The organism is Sphingomonas sp. PvP056, assembly GCF_040549155.1.
GTDB lineage: Bacteria > Pseudomonadota > Alphaproteobacteria > Sphingomonadales > Sphingomonadaceae > Sphingomonas.
In genome coordinates, this window is record NZ_JBEPST010000001.1 from 400,774 (window position 1) to 416,887 (window position 16,114).

Consider the following 16,114-nt stretch of genomic DNA (forward strand, 5'->3'; position numbering starts at 1 on the left):
CGCTGATGGTGCGACTGGTCAACATCCGCCCGAGCCGACGAATCGCGGCGATGCTCGGCGCCGCCCCGCTGGTGTTGCTCGTGCTGGCCTATCTGCTCGCCTCGGCCAGCCGCCACGCGCTCAATCCAGCCGACAAGATCCTGCCCACCCCCGACGCGATGATCGCGGCGATGCGGTCGCTGGTGTTGCTGCCCGATGCGATGACGGGGCAACTGCTGTTCTGGTCGGATACCTTCGCCAGCCTCCAGCGGCTGGGGATCGGTCTCGCGATCTCGACGCTGTCGGCGTTGCTGGCGGGGTTGATGCTGGGGCTGCTCCCGGCGGTGCGCGCGACGCTCAGCCCGCTCGTCACGACGATCGCGGTGATTCCGCCGATCGCGCTGCTGCCGATCCTGTTCATCGCACTCGGTCTCGGCGAGACCGCCAAGGTCGCGCTGATCGTGATCGGCATCCTGCCGCTGATGCTGCGCGATATCGCGTCGCACGTCGAAGCGCTGCCGGTCGAGCAGATGATCAAGGCGCAGACGTTGGGGGCGAGTAGCTGGCAACTCGCGCTGCGTGTCGCCTTGCCGCAGGCGATGCCGCGGCTGATCCATGCGATCCGGCTGTCGCTCGGGCCGGCGTGGGTGTTCCTCATCTCGGCGGAGGCGATCGCGTCGGATGTCGGGCTCGGCTACCGCATCTTCCTCGTCCGGCGCTATCTGTCGATGGACATCATTCTCCCCTATGTCGCGTGGATCGCTTTGCTCGCGATAGCGATGGACTGGGTGCTGCGGCAGATCAGCACGCGCGGGTTTCCCTGGGCGCATGGGGCGCGATGAGCATGCTGTCTCTGCGCAACATATGGGTCGAATATGGCGACAAGGTCGTACTCGAACGCGTCAATCTGGACATCGCCGAGCACTCGTTCGTCTCGATCGTCGGTCCTTCGGGGGCCGGGAAGAGCACGTTCCTGCGGCTGTTGCTCGGGCAGGAAACGCCGACGCGCGGGCAGATCCTGCTCGACGGCGTGCCGCTCCGCCCCGAATGCGGCCCCGATCGCGGCGTGGTGTTCCAGCGCTATTCGGTCTTCCCGCACCTCGACGCGCGCCGCAACGTGTTGTTCGGGCTGGAATGCGCAGGGGCACCGCTGACCGGGCGGCTGTTCGGGCGCGCGCGGCGCGTGGCGATGGACGAGGCCGATGCGATGCTCGGCGCGGTTGGGCTCGGCGACAGCGGGCATGTCTTCCCGGCGCAAATGTCGGGCGGGATGCAGCAACGGCTCGCGATCGCGCAGGCGCTGGTGAAGCGCCCGCGCCTCCTGCTGCTCGACGAGCCATTGGGCGCGCTCGATCCGGGGATTCGCGCGGACATGCACCGGCTGATCACGCGGCTGTGGCGCGAACAGGGGCTCACGATCGCCATGGTGACGCATGACATCAGCGAGGCATTCGCGCTCGCGACCCGCGTGCTGACGCTCGACAAGCGCCGCCACGATCCGCACGCGCCGCACCGCTACGGCGCGACTGCGGTCTACGATCTCGCGCTCGATCGACGGGTCGCCGCAGAAAAACTCGCAGCTGACAGTATTACGATTGACGATAATGATAATAACTGAGACGTGTTGGGCATGAGCGAAGAGACCCCCGGAACCGGGCTTTCCAGACTGAGCATGAGCTTGCCGACGGAACTGTACCATCAACTCGACGTGATGGTGCAGGAGCGTGGCCTGCCCTCCCGGTCGCAGATGATCGCCGAACTGATCCGCCACGCGCTCGCCGAACATGGCGAGGCGACGCATCCCGATGCGCTGCTCGCGGGGACGATCACGCTGGTCTATCGCTCCAACATGGGGCGGGTCCGCGAATTGCTCGCGCAGACGCAGCATGCGTTTCTGAAGGAAGTCATTTCCGCGCAGCACGTCTTCCTGGAGGACGACCAGTCGCTCGAAGTGCTGCTGGTGCAGGGCCCCGCGACGCGGCTGCGCGACCTGTGCGACGCGTTGCGCAAGGTGCGCGGCGTCCAGCAGATCAGCCTGTTCACCACCACCGCCTTGCTGCCGCCGCTCCACGAGCAGGTCAGCTTCAAGGGTGCCAAGTCGAGGAAAAACGCCTGATGGTCGCGCTCAACGATCCGCTCGCCGCGCGCGCGCATGCCCGTGCGATGGAAGGCACCGTCGCCGACGCGATGCCGATCCTGCCACCGGTCGCGGACGATCTGCCGGACGGCGTCGCGGCGGGTGATCTGCTGTGGGAGGAGCGGATCGCGGCGGGTGGTTATGCCTCGCGGCGGCTCGCTCGCGGGTCGCGCGTCCGGCTGATCGATCTGGAAGGCGATGCCTGCGCATCGCTGCAACTGTTCAACGCTGAAATGCCGACCGAGCGGCTGAATGTCGCGGATACGCTCAAGATCCAGTGGAATGCGTACCTTGGCGCGGGCAAATTCCTCCTGTCCGACATGGGCCGGGTGCTGATGAGCATCGTCGCGGACGATGCGCAGACGCATGACGCTTTGTGTGGCGCGTCCAATGCCGCATCCAATACGCGCGCTTATGGCGACGGGAGCAACGCCGGGCCGTTCCCCAACGCGCGCGACCGGCTGATGCTGGGTGTCGCGAAGCACGGTCTCGGCCGCCGCGACGTCCATCCCTGCCTCACTCTGTTCAAGGGCGTGACGGTCGCCGCCGACGGGGCGACCGTTCCCGAGCTCGGGCCGTTCGCGCCGGGGCGGGCGGTGACGCTCCGTGCCGAAATGGACCTGATCCTCGTCGTCGCCAATTGCCCGCACGTGCTCGACACGCGCCCGTGGAGCATCACGCCGCTGCGCGCGACCGCGTGGCGCGGGGCCATCGCGGGGGAAGACGATCCGATCCGCAATGCGACGCCGGAGGGCCGCCGCGCCTTCCTCAACGTCGACGATTATTACCGCCGCTAAGGAGACGATAGAGTGGCCGATCTTTCGCTCAAAGGCCTGGACGGCGCGGTGGTGCACGACGAAGTCGTCGCCGCGCGCGCACCCTGGCTCCACACCGTCCGCGCGGGCCAGTCGCTTCGGATCGTCGATCTGGAAGGCAATCAGGCGGTCGACTTCCTGCTCTACGCCGCCGCCGACGATGCCGAACGCTACAGCGCGCAGGACACGATCGCGGCGCAGCGCAATATCTTCCTGCGCACGGGGGCCGCGCTGCTGTCGAACGAGGGCCGCACGATGATGACGATCACGGCCACGTCGGTCGATTATCACGACACGATCGGCGGGGCCTGCTCGTGCGAGTCCAACACGCTGCGCTACGGCCATCACACCAAGGCGCAACACGCCTGTGTCGACAATTTCCTCGACGCCAACGTCCGCGCCGGGCGCGGCAAGCGCGACATGGTGTCGAACATCAATTTCTTCATGAACGTGCCGGTCGAAGCGGATGGCGCGCTCGGGATCGTCGACGGGATTTCGGCGCCCGGCCTGACGGTCGATCTGCGCGCGGAGATGGACGTGGTGGTGGTCGTGTCCAACTGCCCGCAGATCAACAACCCGTGCAACGGCTTCAACCCGACCCCCGTCCGCATGATCGTGACGGCATGAGCTTCGACACGGTTCTGATCGCCAACCGCGGCGCGATCGCCTGCCGTATCATCCGGACCCTGCGGCAGATGGGGTTGCGCTCGGTCGCGGTCTATTCGGATGCGGATGCGGGGTCGCTCCACGTCGCCGAGGCGGATCTCGCGATCCGGATCGGCGCAGGACCGCCGGGCGAAAGCTATCTCGACGTGGCAAAGATCCTTGCAGCGGCGCGGGAAGCAGGCGCGGGGGCGATCCATCCAGGCTATGGTTTCCTGGCCGAAAATTCGGGATTTGCTGAAGCCTGCGCGGCGGCGGGGATCGTCTTCATCGGGCCGACGACCGACAATATCCGCGCGTTCGGCCTCAAGCACAGCGCGCGTGCGCTGGCGGTGGCGCATGGCGTGCCGCTGGCGCCCGGGTCCGATTTGCTGGTCGATGTCGAGGCGGCCTCGGTCGCGGCGGCGGAGATCGGCTTTCCCGTCATGCTCAAGGCGACCGCTGGCGGCGGCGGGATCGGAATGCGGATTTGCCGCGATGATGCCGAGATCCGCGACGGGTTCGCCGCGGTCGCGCGGCTGGGGTCCGCCAATTTCGGCGATTCCGGTGTGTTTCTGGAACGCTATGTCGAGCGCGCACGCCATATCGAGGTGCAGATCTTCGGTGACGGCAAGGGCAAGGTCGTGGCGCTCGGCGAGCGCGATTGCTCGCTGCAACGGCGCAACCAGAAGGTCGTCGAGGAAGCCCCCGCCCCCAACCTGCCCCCCGAAGTTCGCGCCGGGCTGATCGCGGCGGCGGTGCGCCTCGGCGAAGCGGCAGCCTATCGGTCGGCCGGGACGGTCGAGTTCCTGTACGATGCGGTGCGCGGCGACTTCTTCTTTCTCGAGGTCAACACGCGGCTCCAGGTCGAGCATGGCGTGACCGAGCAAGTGTTCGGGATCGATCTGGTCGAGTGGATGATCCGCGCGGCGGCCGGCGACCTTGCGTTTCTCGACGCACCGCTGCGCGCGCCCGAAGGGGCTTCGATCCAGGTCCGGCTGTACGCCGAGGACCCCGCGCTCGACTATCGCCCGACCTCGGGCAAGCTGACCGACGTGGCGTTCCCCGACGTCCGCGTCGAGACGTGGGTCGCGAGCGGCACCGAGGTCAGCAGCTTCTACGATCCGATGCTCGCCAAGCTGATCGTGACCGCCCCCGACCGGGCGCAAGCGGTGTTGGCGATGCAGGCGGCGCTCGACGAGACACGGATCGCGGGGATCGAGACCAATGTCCGCTGGTTGCGCGATGTCGTGCGGACCGCGGCGTTCGTTTCCGGCGACGTGTCGACGCGCGCGCTCGATACCGTGGTCTACCAGCCGCGCAGCCTGCGCGTGCTGTCGGGCGGGACCGCCACCAGCGTTCAGGATTATCCGGGACGCGAGGGCTATTGGGCGATCGGGGTGCCGCCGTCGGGGCCGATGGATGCGCTGTCTTTCCGGCTCGGCAACCGGCTGCTCGGCAATGCCGAGGGACTGGCGGGGCTGGAGATCACCGCGACCGGCCCGACGATCCTGTTCAACACTGCTGCGACGGTGTGCCTGACCGGCGCGGATTTCGGGGCGACGCTGGACGGCACGGCAGTCGCGCGCAATGCGCCCATCCCGATCGCCGCCGGGCAGACGCTCGCGCTGGGCCGAGTCCGGGGCGGCGGCGTGCGCGGGTATCTGCTGGTCGCAGGCGGGCTCGATATTCCGGCGTATCTCGGCAGCCGCAGCACCTTCGACCTTGGCGAATTCGGCGGCAATGCCGCGCGGCGCGTGGTGGCAGGCGATACGCTGCATCTCGGCGATGCGTCCACGGATGCGGCACCGACGGTCGCACAGATCCCCGCGATCGGCACCGACTGGACGATCCGCGTGCTCTACGGCCCGCACGGCGCGCCCGATTTCTTCACGCCCGACGACATCGCGACGTTCACCGCGTCGCTGTGGAAGGTCCATTACAATTCGAACCGCACCGGCGTCCGCCTGATCGGCCCCAAGCCGCATTGGGCGCGGCAGGATGGCGGCGAGGCGGGGCTGCATCCCTCCAACATCCACGACAATCCCTATGCGATCGGCGCGATCGATTTCACCGGGGATATGCCGATCATCCTCGGCCCGGACGGCCCGTCGCTCGGCGGGTTCGTCTGCCCGTTCGTCGTGATCGCGGCGGACCTGTGGAAGATCGGGCAGCTTGCCGCGGGTGACAGCGTGCGCTTCGCGGTGGTGACGCCTGATGTCGCGAGCACGGCGGCGGTGACGCAGACCGCATGGCTGTCGGGCACTGGCCCGCTTGCCGAGGAACCGGCGGTCGCCGCAGACGGAGACGTCGGCGCGCTTTCCCCGATCCTCGCCGACCTGCCAACGGCCAACGGGCGTCCGCGTGTCGTCTATCGGCAGCAGGGCGACCGCAACATCCTGGTCGAATATGGCCCGATCGTGCTCGACCTGGAGCTGCGGATCCGAATCCATGCGTTGATGATCGAGCTCGAACGGATCGCGCTGCCGGGCGTGATCGACATCGTTCCCGGCATCCGCTCGCTCCAGCTCCATTTCGACGGGATCGCGCTCGACCAAGCGGCGGCGCTGGATGCGTTGGTGGCGGCGGAGGAGCGGCTCGGCGACCTCGACGATTTCACCATCCCGTCGCGGATCATCCACCTTCCGCTCAGCTGGAAGGATCCGGCGATCTACGAGACGATCGCCAAATATGAGGAAGCGGTGCGCGACGATGCGCCGTGGTGCCCCGACAATATCGAGTTCATCCGCCGCATCAACGGCCTCACCGACGTCGACGCGGTCGAGCGGATCGTGTTCGACGCGACCTATCTGGTGATGGGTCTGGGCGACGTCTATCTCGGCGCGCCCGTCGCCACGCCGATCGACCCGCGCCACCGGCTGGTGACGACCAAGTACAACCCGGCGCGCACCTGGACCCCGCCCAATGTCGTCGGCATCGGGGGCGCGTATATGTGCATCTACGGGATGGAGGGACCGGGCGGCTATCAGCTGTTCGGGCGCACGATCCAGGTGTGGAACACGCACCGCCAGACCGACGCGTTCATCGATGGCAAGCCGTGGCTGCTGCGCTTCTTCGATCAGATCCGCTTCTTCCCGGTCAGCCATGACGCGCTGGTCGACTGGCGGCGCGACTTCCCGCTCGGGCGGCGTGCGATCGAGGTCGAGGAAACCGAATTCCGCCTGGCCGATTATCGCGCGTTCCTCGCGGACAATGCCGCGGAGATCGACAGCTTCCAGCAGCATCGTCAGGCGGCGTTCGACGAAGAGCGCGCCGATTGGGCCCGCCGCGGCGAGTTCGACCGGGTCGCTGCGCTCACCGACGGCGATGCGGATCGCGGCGTAGATGCCGCGATCGCGTTGCCCGAAGGGACGGAATGTATCGAGGCACCGTTTGGCGGGGTCGTGTGGAAGATGCTCGTCGCACCCGGCGACGTGGTCGGCCCGACGACGCAGCTTGCGGTGATGGAGGCGATGAAGATGGAGTTTCCGGTGGAAGCCCCGGGTGCTGGCACGATCGAGGCGGTGTACGTCACCGAGCGGCAGGCGATCCAGCCCGGCGCACCGATGTTCGCCTTCCGGCCCGCCGCATGAGTTTGGCGCGGCTCGACGCCTGCGGGATCGCGGCGGATGTTTCGGCGGGACGCGTCTCGGCGGTGGCGGTCGTGCAGGACGTGATCGCGCGGATCGCGGTGTATGATCTGATCCAGCCGCAGGCGTGGATCGCGCGGTTCGATGCACACACGCTGCTCGCGCAGGCGGAGGCGATCGACGCGCGGGTCGCAGCGGGGGAGGAGCTCCTGCTCGCCGGAGTGCCGTTCGCGGTCAAGGACAATATCGACGTCGCGGGGATCGACACCACCGCGGGGTGCCCGAGTTTCGGCTACCGTCCGGCCGCCTCCGCCACCGTCGTCGATCGCCTCGTCGCGGCGGGGGCGATCTGCATCGGCAAGACCAATCTCGACCAGTTCGCGACCGGATTGAACGGCACGCGCAGCCCCTATGGCGCGCCGGTCAACGCCTATAACCGCGCCTATGTCAGCGGCGGATCGAGTTCGGGGTCGGCGGTGGTCGTGGCCGCAGGGCTGGTCGCTTTCGCGCTCGGGACGGATACCGCGGGATCGGGCCGCGTGCCTGCCGCCTTCCAGCATCTGATCGGATTGAAGCCGTCGCGGGGACGCTGGAGCTCGACCGGGCTGGTTCCGGCGTGCCGCACGCTCGATTGCATCACGGTGCTGGCGTCCACCGTCGCGGATACGCGTCTGGTCGATACGGTGGTCGCCGGGTTCGATGCGACCGACCCGTTCTCGGTCCGCGTGCCCAAGCAGGATCGCGCAGCGCGACGGATCGGCGTGCCACGGCCCGATCAGCGCAAATGGTTCGGCGATCTCGAGGCCGAGCGCCTGTACGATAAAGCGATCGCGTGCCTCGCCGCGAATGGCGCGGAACTGGTCGAGATCGACATGACCCCGCTCAACGAGGCGGCGCAACTGCTCTACGGCGGTCCGTGGGTCGCCGAACGCACCGCCGCGCTTAAGGCTGTGCTGGCGGCGGACCCGGCCGATCTGGATCCGGTCGTGCGCGAAGTCGTGGCGGGCGGACTCGATCTCCGCGCGGTCGATCTGTTCAACGGCATTTACCGGTTGGCGGCGCTCCGCCGTGCCGCCGAGATTATGTGGGAAAGCATCGACGTGCTCGTCCTCCCGACAACGGGGACGACCTACCGCGTTGCTGAGATGCGCGCCGCACCGATCGCGCTCAACAGCAACCTCGGGGCGTATACCAACTTCGTCAATCTGCTCGACATGGCGGCGATCGCGGTGCCCGCCGGCGCGCGCGACAATGGCACCGGGTTCGGCATTACGCTGATCGGTCCCGCCGGAACCGATCAAGCGCTGATGGCCGCGAGCGAAGCCTATCTCGATGCGGCGGCACTCGCGCCGCCGCCACCCCTGGACCTGGAGGGTCGAATGCAGACCGTGAAACTCGCCGTCGTCGGCGCGCATCTGAAGGACATGCCGCTGCACTGGCAGCTCACCTCGCGCGATGCGGTGTTCGTCGAGGCGACCCATACCGCGCCGACCTATACCCTGTACGCGATGGCGGACAGCGTGCCGCCCAAGCCTGCGCTGGTTAATGTCGGGGCTGAGGACGGGGCAGCGATTGCGGTCGAAGTCTATGAACTGGACGTCGCCGCCTTCGGCAGCTTCGTCGTCGACGTGCCGCCGCCGCTCGCGATCGGGTCGGTGACGCTGGCGGACGGCAGCACGGTCAAGGGGTTCGTCGCCGAACCGCGCGCGACGGTGGGAGCGGAGGACATTACCGCGCTTGGCGGTTGGCGCGCTTATGTGGCGCGCTGACGTCGTCTCGATACGTCATTTGCCCACCTGACCCGCGGGTAGCCAGCGCTTAGGATGAACGTGCTTCTCGACGACGCATCCCGCGGAGCGGGGGGCCGCTTTTCGGCATAGGACGGGGCTCGATTGTGATGAAGCAAACCGTGTTCAACCTGCTTCCGCCCGCGACGGTCGCCGCTGTGGTGCTGTTCTGGGCTTATGGACCGGCGGACTTCATCAGTCGCCCCTGGTCGATCATCGCTGCGGTCGCCGTGACGACCGCGTTCGTCCTCCTGCTCGAACAGGTACACGAACGGCATAAAGCGTGGCGCATGGACCTGCGCGAATTCTGCACCGATCTGTTCTACATGGTGCTCGGCTCGACCGCGATCGCCTGGGCGACCAACACGTTCGCCGAAGCCCCGCTCATAGCGGCCAAACAGGCGCTGGGAATCCAGACTGACTGGGCGATGCACCTGCCGTTCGTGGTGCAGGTCGCACTGGTGGTGGTGCTGGTCGAGATCGGCCAATATTGGATGCATCGGCTGATGCACAACAATGCGTTCCTCTGGTCGACCCATGCACCGCATCACCACATCACGCAGTTGAACGCGATGAAGGGCGCGGTCGGCAATCCGATCGAGTTGTTCCTGATCAGCCTCAGCGTGGTGGCGATCTTCGACTTGCCGCAGGCCGCCGTGTTCTGCGGGTTCAACGTGCTGACCGCGGTATCGACATTCGCGCACGCCAACGTCCGCGCCGATCCGCCGCGCTGGTACGCCTTCTTCTTCACGACGATCCGCAACCACAGCCTCCACCACACCGCGCTCAGTTACGAGGACACGCGCTGCAACTACGGCAATTCGCTGATCCTGCTCGACCGGCTGTTCGGGACCTACCGCGACGGGGAATCCGCTGTGGTGGGGCAGGATGACCGCAAGCGGCTGACGATCTGGGAGCAGTGGATCTTTCCTGCGCGCCCCGTGATCGCGAAGCTCACGGCCAAACGGCCTGAGTCGACGACCGTCGTGAACTGATCCAGCCCGGCGGTACAGCACCGGGCAATTCAGTAGTTCCGTATCTCCAGGAGGCGTATCTGAAAAACTGTTGGGCAGTCGTTGCGTTGCTGGGGGGCTGCATCGCGTCCACGCAGACTTTGGCAAAGGCGCCGCAGGAGCAGGTCGTGCCCGTTCCGGGATTTGCCGATTTCATCGCGATCGACGGCAAGACGATCTGGGTCACCAACGCCGGACGGGTCGAACGCTGGTCAACGCGCGAGAAGCTGGCGACGGTCGCGCTGGCGCATCCCTGCGGCGCGATGACGATCCTCGACGGATCGCTGTGGGTCGCGGACTGCAAGGACAAGACGCTCAACCGGATCGATATCCGAACCGCGAAGATCACCGCGACGATCGCAACCGGGATCGGCAACCCCGAAGGGGAATTGAACGTCGTCGCGGGGGCAGGATCGATCTGGGTCAGCAGCGACGCCAAGGGCATAATCACGCGGGTCGACCCCGCCAGCAACCGCATGATCGCGACGGTCCAGGTCGATCGGGACAGCCATTATTTGTCGTTCGGCATGGGGGCGTTATGGGCCGCAAGCGGAACCAGCCAGACGCTTCAGAAGATCGACCCGACGAGCAACACGGTCGTCAAACGCACGGCGCTCGGGCGCACGCCCGGCTTCCTCGTCGCGGGCGAAGGGGCCGTGTGGGTGCAGGAGCAAGGCGATGGGACCGTCGCCAAGGTCGATCCGACGACCGGCGACGTCGTGGGGCGCGTCAAGGTGGATGAAACGCTCAAATATGGCGATATCGACGCGGGCGGCGGCAAGATCTGGCTGCGCACCACGGCGAGGCAGACGTTCGTCGTGATCGACCCGCTGACGCTCGCGATCCGCGCGCGGGTCGGCGGGGCATCGGGCAGCGGTGCCTTGCGCTACACCCCGACGGGGGTGTGGACGACCGCGCACGACCAACACACTCTGTCGTGGTGGAAGGACCCGGCAGCCATCGGCAAGTAACGCCGCGTTACCCGGCGCACCCTCGCACAGCGCGTTTCCGGCATGCGGCGAAAAGCGTCCCGGGGTGCCCGCTCGATCGATCGGATGCGATTGACGGCGCGGAATTATACGCCGAAACAGCAGGTCCTGGAGGGGACAATGGCTGCTAATAAGGCCTTCATCGGCGAACTCATATCCGAATGCATCGCGGTTGCGATCATCATCACGATCGGCAATTCGGCCGCCGCGATGTACACGCTGTACGACCCCAGTCCCTACAAGACCGCCTATTGGGGCGTGTGCATTACCTGGGGTCTGGCGGTTACGATCGCGATCTATGTGACCGGCGCGGTGTCCGGCACCCATGCCAACCCAGCCGTCACGCTGGCGCTCGCGATCTACCGCGATTTTCCCAAGCGCAAGATCGTCCCCTATTGGGTGGCGCAAGTGATCGGCGCGATCATCGGCGCGGCTCTGGTGTACATGATGTACGGGCCGGTGATCGACAGCTTCAACCAAAGCCATGCCCTGACGCGGGAGGCGGGGGGCGCCGCGGGGGTGTTCTTCACGCATCCCGGCGACGGCATCACCCCGGTCCGTGCCTTTTTCAACGAGATCGTGCTGACCGGAATCCTTGTGCTCGGCATCTTCGCGGTGACCGACGAATATAACACCCAGGCCCCCCGCGCGGATTCGAGCGCGCTTATCATCGGGCTGCTGGTCGCGATGATCGGCGGGGCGGGAGGGTATCTCGAAGCGTGGCCGATCAACCCTGCGCGCGACTTCGGCCCGCGCTTGTTCTGCTATTTTGCAGGGTGGGGGTCGGCGGCCTTTCCCGCACCCCTCGATTACTGGTGGGTGCCGATCGCCGGGCCGTTCTGCGGCGGCGTGGCAGGGGCCACCGTCTATCAGGCGCTGATCCGCCCGTTCCTCCCGTCGCGCCAGATCGCCGCTACCCCGCTGCCCGACCCGGGCTGGGATACGGCGGACCGCTCGCGCTAAACCGACTGCGTCCCAGGAGAGCATCGCATGACCGCCCCCTATATCGTCGCGCTCGACCAGGGCACGACATCGACCCGCTGCATCGTGTTCGATTCGACCGCGACCCCCATTGCCGTCTCGCAATGCGAGTTCGCCCAGCATTATCCGGCGCTTGGCTGGGTCGAGCATGACCTCGAGGATATCTGGCGCGATGCGGTCGCGATGCTGCGCGATGCGGTCGCCAAGGCGGGGATCGATGTCGCCGACATCGCTGCGCTCGGCATCACCAACCAGCGCGAGACGGTCGCACTGTGGGATCGCAAGACGGGCAAGCCGGTCCACCGCGCGATCGTGTGGCAGGATCGCCGCACGTCGGACGTGTGCGCGAAGCTGAAGGCCGACGGGGCCGAGGCAATGGTGACCGAAAAGACCGGGTTGCTGATCGATCCGTATTTTTCCGCGACCAAGCTCGCGTGGATCCTCGACAATGTCTCGGGGGCTCGGGATGCGGCGGAGCGTGGGGATCTGGCGTTCGGGACGATCGACACCTTCCTGCTCTCGCGGCTGACGCGCGGTAAGGTTCATGCGACCGACCCGACAAATGCGTCGCGCACCTTGCTGTTCGACATCGCCGCACAACGCTGGGACGAGGAATTGCTCCGGCTGTTCCGCATCCCCGCACCGCTGTTGCCCGACGTGTTCGACAATGCGCACATCTTCGGCGAAATCGACCCGTCGATCCTCGGGCGTGCGATCCCGATCGGCGGGATGGCAGGCGACCAGCAGGCGGCGCTGTTCGGCCAGGCGTGTTTCGAGCCGGGGATGACCAAATCGACCTATGGCACCGGCTGCTTCGCGCTGATGAACATTGGCACCGAGCCGATCCGGTCGAAGAGCCGGATGCTGACGACCACGGCGTACCGGCTCGACGGCGTGCCAACCTATGCGCTGGAGGGGGCGATCTTCGTTGCCGGGGCCGCGGTCAAATGGCTGCGCGACGGGCTGAGGATCATCACGCGCGCGTCGGACACGCACGATATGGCGCTGCGCGTGCAGAACAACCACGGCGTCTACATGGTGCCGGCGTTCGTCGGCATGGGGGCACCGCATTGGGACCCTGACGCGCGCGGTCTGATCTGCGGGCTGACGCTCGACGCGACCGAGGCGCATCTGGCGCGCGCCGCACTTGAATCGGTCGCCTACCAGACGCGTGACCTGATCGAGGCGATGCGCGCGGACGCGCACCCCGATTCCCCCGCGCTCCGCGTCGATGGCGGCATGGCGGTCAACGACTGGCTGTGCCAGTTCCTCTCGGACGTGCTCGTCGCCCCGGTCGAGCGACCGGTCGGCGTCGAAACCACCGCGCTGGGGGCCGCGTTCCTTGCCGGGCTTGCCACCGGCGTGTGGGAAAATCTCGATGCGATCGCGGCGACCTGGTCGTGCGAGCGCCGCTTCGTGCCGACGATGGACGACGGTCTGCGGACCGATCTGATCGCCGGCTGGCGCAAGGCGGTCGAGCGCACGATGCTTTAGGGAGGGGCACATCGGCGATTGCGCCGGGCGGGGCGGCGCGCGACAAGGGCGTTCTCCAGGAGAACATTCAATGCGTCTTGCCCTTGCCGTCATGCTGTTGCCGACCGTTTCGCTGATCCAGGCGAACGCACCCGCCCCGGTCGCGGTCCAGACGCCCGCCAAGGGGGCGGCATCCTCGACCCAGGCGCAGGATGCCGCGCTGCTCCAGTTCCTCGATCAGGCCTATGACGCACAACTCGCTTTGAGCCCGGAATCGCAGACGCAATTGGGGCTGAAGACGCAGTACGACCGGCTCGACGATTATACCGATGCCGCCGCCGTCCGTGCCCAGGCGCTGTCCGAACAGCAGTTGAAGGATCTGCACGCGCGCTTCCGCCCCGAACAGCTCGGCGAGAGCGCGCGGGTCAGCTATCGTCTGTTCGAATATGAAGTCGCGCGCGGGCGGGAATCGTTCCAGTTCCGCAAGCTGCGCTTTCCCGTCTCGACTAACGGTAGCCCGGCCGGCGAGATCCCGGTGTTGCTGATCAACAACCATAAGGTCAACACGGTCGCCGATGCGCAGGCCTATATCGCGCGGCTGCGCGAGACCGAGCGTGTGATGCGCGAAGTGTCCGCGACGATGCGCGCGCAGGCGGCTGCCGGGATCATCCCCAACAAGGTCAATTTTGCGCCAGCCCGTGCCGATGCGCGTGCGGTCATCACCGGGGCGCCGTTCGACAGCGGGCCGGATTCGACGCTGCTGGCGGACTTCCGCAAGAAGGTCACCGCGCTCGATGCGCCGGCCGAAACCAAGGCGAAGCTGATCGCCGACGCAAGTGCGGCGCTGACCGGGCCGTTCCGCAAGGGCTATGACACGCTGTTTGCAACGCTCGATGCGATCGAGCCGCTGTCCAAGGGCAATTTCGGCGCGTGGAGCCTGCCGAATGGCGCAGCCTATTATGCCGACCGGTTGAAGAGCTCGACCACGACCAACCTGACTGCGGACCAGATCCACGCGCTCGGCCTGCGCCAGGTCGCCGCGATCCGGCAGGAGATGGAGGCGGTCCAGCGCGAGGTCGGCTTCAAGGGGACGCTCGAACAGTTCTTCGACCACATCCGCACCGACCCGCAGTTCAAATATCCCAACACCGTCGCTGGCCGCGAAACCTATCTCGCCGACGCGCGCGCGGTGATCGCCTCGGTCATGACCGCAGCGCCGCGCTTTTTCAGCGTGTTACCCAAGACCCCGCTCGAAGTGCGCGCGGTCGAGAAGTGGCGCGAGGGGACCGCGTCGACCGCTTTCTACAACCCGCCCTCGGCGGACGGATCGCGGCCGGGGATCTATTACGTCAACCTGGTCGACATGAACCAGACGCAGAAGGTGCAGGTCGCCGGGATCGCCGCGCATGAGGGCGCGCCGGGGCATCACTTCCAGATCGCGCGGCAGCAGGAGCTGACCGGCATCCCCAAGTTCCGCAAGTTCGGCGGTTACGGCGCCTATACCGAGGGTTGGGGGCTGTATTCGGAGCGGCTCGCGAATGAGATGGGGGTCTATAAGGATCCGTATGCACGCTTCGGAATGCTGTCGCTGCAGGTGTGGCGTGCAATCCGGCTGGTGCTCGATACCGGGATCCATTCCAAGCGCTGGACCCGCGAACAGGCGATCGCGTACTTCAAGGCGAACAGCTCGGTGTCGGACAAGGACATCGCGCGCGAGGTCGATCGCTATTTCAACTGGCCGGGGCAGGCGACGAGCTACATGGTCGGGCAGCTCAAGATCACCGAATTGCGCCAGCGCGCGGAGAAGGCGCTCGGGTCGCGCTTCGATATCCGGGACTTCCATGAAGCGGTGCTGAGCCAGGGGGCATTGCCGCTCGACGTGCTCGACGAGCAGGTGAACCGCTATATCGCGGCGAAGCGGGGGTAGCTGCAAATGCGCCGGGTAGAGGCGTGTGATGCCGTCTTTTATGCGGGGTCGACCGGGTGCGCGCGTAAGTCGAGGTCGCCGTCGACGGCGAGATAGACGATCTCGGCAATGCTTCGGACGTTGAGCTTCTGAAGGGCATGCGCGCGGTGCCCTTCGACCGTACGGGGGCTGATCGCGAGAGCGGTGGCGATTGCCTTATTGGTCTTGCCTTCGATCAGCGCGCGCACGACGCTGCGTTCACGCCCGGTGAGCGACGCCATGTGCGCGCGGGCGGACTGCCGTTGCTCGGACTTGTGGGTGGCAGTTCGAAGGCTCGAAAACGCACGGTCGAGTGCGGCCGTCAGCAGATCGGCACGAAGGGGATGCTCCAGGACTTCAATAGCACCGCACTGCATCGCCTCCACAGTGACCGGCGTGTCTGCGGTGACCGCCATCATGATGACAGGCCAATAGATCTCGTGCTCCAAAAGCGCCGCCAGCACGGCAAGTCCACCGATTTTCGGCATGTCCAGATCGGTCATGATCGGTGCCGGCTGGAGGTCCGCAAGCTGGTCCAGAAAGTCCTGGGAATGCGCAAACGGCCAAGCCGTAATTCCTGCGCGACTGAGCTGGCCGTGGAGCGCGCGACGTGCTGCCGGATCTTGCGCAATGATGTAAACGATCATGCCCGCTCCGGCCAATAATGCGTATTCGATCACGGGCCAATACAAAGACATTGTGTCGAAGTCTTTGAAATAATGCGCAACTACTATTTAAACTTATATCAGTCGTGCCCGATGCG

13 protein-coding genes are annotated in these 16,114 nt (G+C 66.4%); 12 read left to right on the plus strand and 1 reads right to left on the minus strand.

The window, feature by feature from the left end; genetic code table 11:
• Positions 1-5: 5 nt before the first annotated feature.
• The 12 genes from ABIC17_RS02050 to ABIC17_RS02105 all read left to right on the plus strand — a co-directional run bounded on the left by ABIC17_RS02050 (position 6) and on the right by ABIC17_RS02105 (position 15,333).
• Positions 6-821, plus strand: coding sequence for an ABC transporter permease (locus tag ABIC17_RS02050; RefSeq protein WP_354278982.1), 816 nt, complete (start codon positions 6-8; stop codon positions 819-821).
• Positions 818-1,597 carry an ATP-binding cassette domain-containing protein gene (locus tag ABIC17_RS02055; RefSeq protein WP_354278983.1) on the plus strand — a complete coding sequence of 260 codons (780 nt, stop codon included), beginning with the start codon at positions 818-820 and terminating at the stop codon, positions 1,595-1,597. Before ABIC17_RS02050 ends, ABIC17_RS02055 begins: the two co-directional genes overlap by 4 nt.
• A 12-nt stretch (positions 1,598-1,609) precedes the next feature.
• On the plus strand, positions 1,610-2,095 hold the full coding sequence (locus ABIC17_RS02060) for a CopG family ribbon-helix-helix protein (protein WP_354278984.1): 486 nt from the start codon (positions 1,610-1,612) through the stop codon (positions 2,093-2,095).
• Positions 2,095-2,913: an urea amidolyase associated protein UAAP1 gene (locus ABIC17_RS02065; RefSeq protein WP_354278985.1), complete on the plus strand. Its 819-nt coding sequence runs from the start codon at positions 2,095-2,097 to the stop codon at positions 2,911-2,913. The genes ABIC17_RS02060 and ABIC17_RS02065 overlap by 1 nt, the downstream gene beginning before the upstream one ends.
• Before the next feature lie 12 nt (positions 2,914-2,925).
• Entirely contained in the window at positions 2,926-3,558 is a 633-nt protein-coding gene (locus tag ABIC17_RS02070) for an urea amidolyase associated protein UAAP2 (protein ID WP_354278986.1), read from the plus strand.
• Entirely contained in the window at positions 3,555-7,166 is a 3,612-nt protein-coding gene (gene uca, locus ABIC17_RS02075) for an urea carboxylase (protein WP_354278987.1), read from the plus strand. Before ABIC17_RS02070 ends, uca begins: the two co-directional genes overlap by 4 nt.
• A complete protein-coding gene (gene atzF / locus ABIC17_RS02080) occupies positions 7,163-8,932 on the plus strand; it encodes an allophanate hydrolase (RefSeq protein WP_354278988.1) in 1,770 nt (589 codons plus the stop codon). Before uca ends, atzF begins: the two co-directional genes overlap by 4 nt.
• A 128-nt stretch (positions 8,933-9,060) precedes the next feature.
• Complete coding sequence (locus ABIC17_RS02085) at positions 9,061-9,945, plus strand: sterol desaturase family protein (protein WP_354279445.1); 885 nt, start codon at positions 9,061-9,063, stop codon at positions 9,943-9,945.
• 119 nt (positions 9,946-10,064) lie between these two features.
• Complete coding sequence (locus ABIC17_RS02090; RefSeq protein WP_354278989.1) at positions 10,065-10,934, plus strand: Vgb family protein; 870 nt, start codon at positions 10,065-10,067, stop codon at positions 10,932-10,934.
• Between the two features lie 138 nt (positions 10,935-11,072).
• The gene (locus ABIC17_RS02095) at positions 11,073-11,915 is read left to right on the plus strand and encodes an MIP/aquaporin family protein (protein WP_354278990.1); all 843 of its coding nucleotides are present in this window, start codon (positions 11,073-11,075) and stop codon (positions 11,913-11,915) included.
• Between the two features lie 27 nt (positions 11,916-11,942).
• The gene (glpK, locus tag ABIC17_RS02100; protein WP_354278991.1) at positions 11,943-13,427 is read left to right on the plus strand and encodes a glycerol kinase GlpK; all 1,485 of its coding nucleotides are present in this window, start codon (positions 11,943-11,945) and stop codon (positions 13,425-13,427) included.
• Positions 13,428-13,497: 70 nt separating this feature from the next.
• Complete coding sequence (locus ABIC17_RS02105) at positions 13,498-15,333, plus strand: DUF885 domain-containing protein (protein ID WP_354278992.1); 1,836 nt, start codon at positions 13,498-13,500, stop codon at positions 15,331-15,333.
• Positions 15,334-15,371: 38 nt separating this feature from the next.
• On the opposite strand, the gene ABIC17_RS02110 is transcribed toward ABIC17_RS02105, so the two are convergent.
• Positions 15,372-16,031 (minus strand): response regulator transcription factor, encoded by a 660-nt coding sequence (locus ABIC17_RS02110; protein ID WP_354278993.1) that lies wholly within the window; start codon positions 16,029-16,031, stop codon positions 15,372-15,374.
• Positions 16,032-16,114 lie beyond the last annotated feature (83 nt).

Bases quoted from the DNA above. Each gene is read 5' to 3' on its own strand.
- ABIC17_RS02065 (WP_354278985.1), top strand. From the start codon at position 2,095: ATGGTCGCGCTCAACGATCCGCTCGCCGCGCGCGCGCATGCCCGTGCG.
- ABIC17_RS02055 (WP_354278983.1), top strand. From the start codon at position 818: ATGAGCATGCTGTCTCTGCGCAACATATGGGTCGAATATGGCGACAAG.
- ABIC17_RS02050 (WP_354278982.1), top strand. From the start codon at position 6: ATGGTGCGACTGGTCAACATCCGCCCGAGCCGACGAATCGCGGCGATG.
- ABIC17_RS02085 (WP_354279445.1), top strand. From the start codon at position 9,061: ATGAAGCAAACCGTGTTCAACCTGCTTCCGCCCGCGACGGTCGCCGCT.
- atzF (WP_354278988.1), top strand. From the start codon at position 7,163: ATGAGTTTGGCGCGGCTCGACGCCTGCGGGATCGCGGCGGATGTTTCG.
- ABIC17_RS02060 (WP_354278984.1), top strand. From the start codon at position 1,610: ATGAGCGAAGAGACCCCCGGAACCGGGCTTTCCAGACTGAGCATGAGC.
- ABIC17_RS02105 (WP_354278992.1), top strand. From the start codon at position 13,498: ATGCGTCTTGCCCTTGCCGTCATGCTGTTGCCGACCGTTTCGCTGATC.
- uca (WP_354278987.1), top strand. From the start codon at position 3,555: ATGAGCTTCGACACGGTTCTGATCGCCAACCGCGGCGCGATCGCCTGC.
- ABIC17_RS02095 (WP_354278990.1), top strand. From the start codon at position 11,073: ATGGCTGCTAATAAGGCCTTCATCGGCGAACTCATATCCGAATGCATC.
- glpK (WP_354278991.1), top strand. From the start codon at position 11,943: ATGACCGCCCCCTATATCGTCGCGCTCGACCAGGGCACGACATCGACC.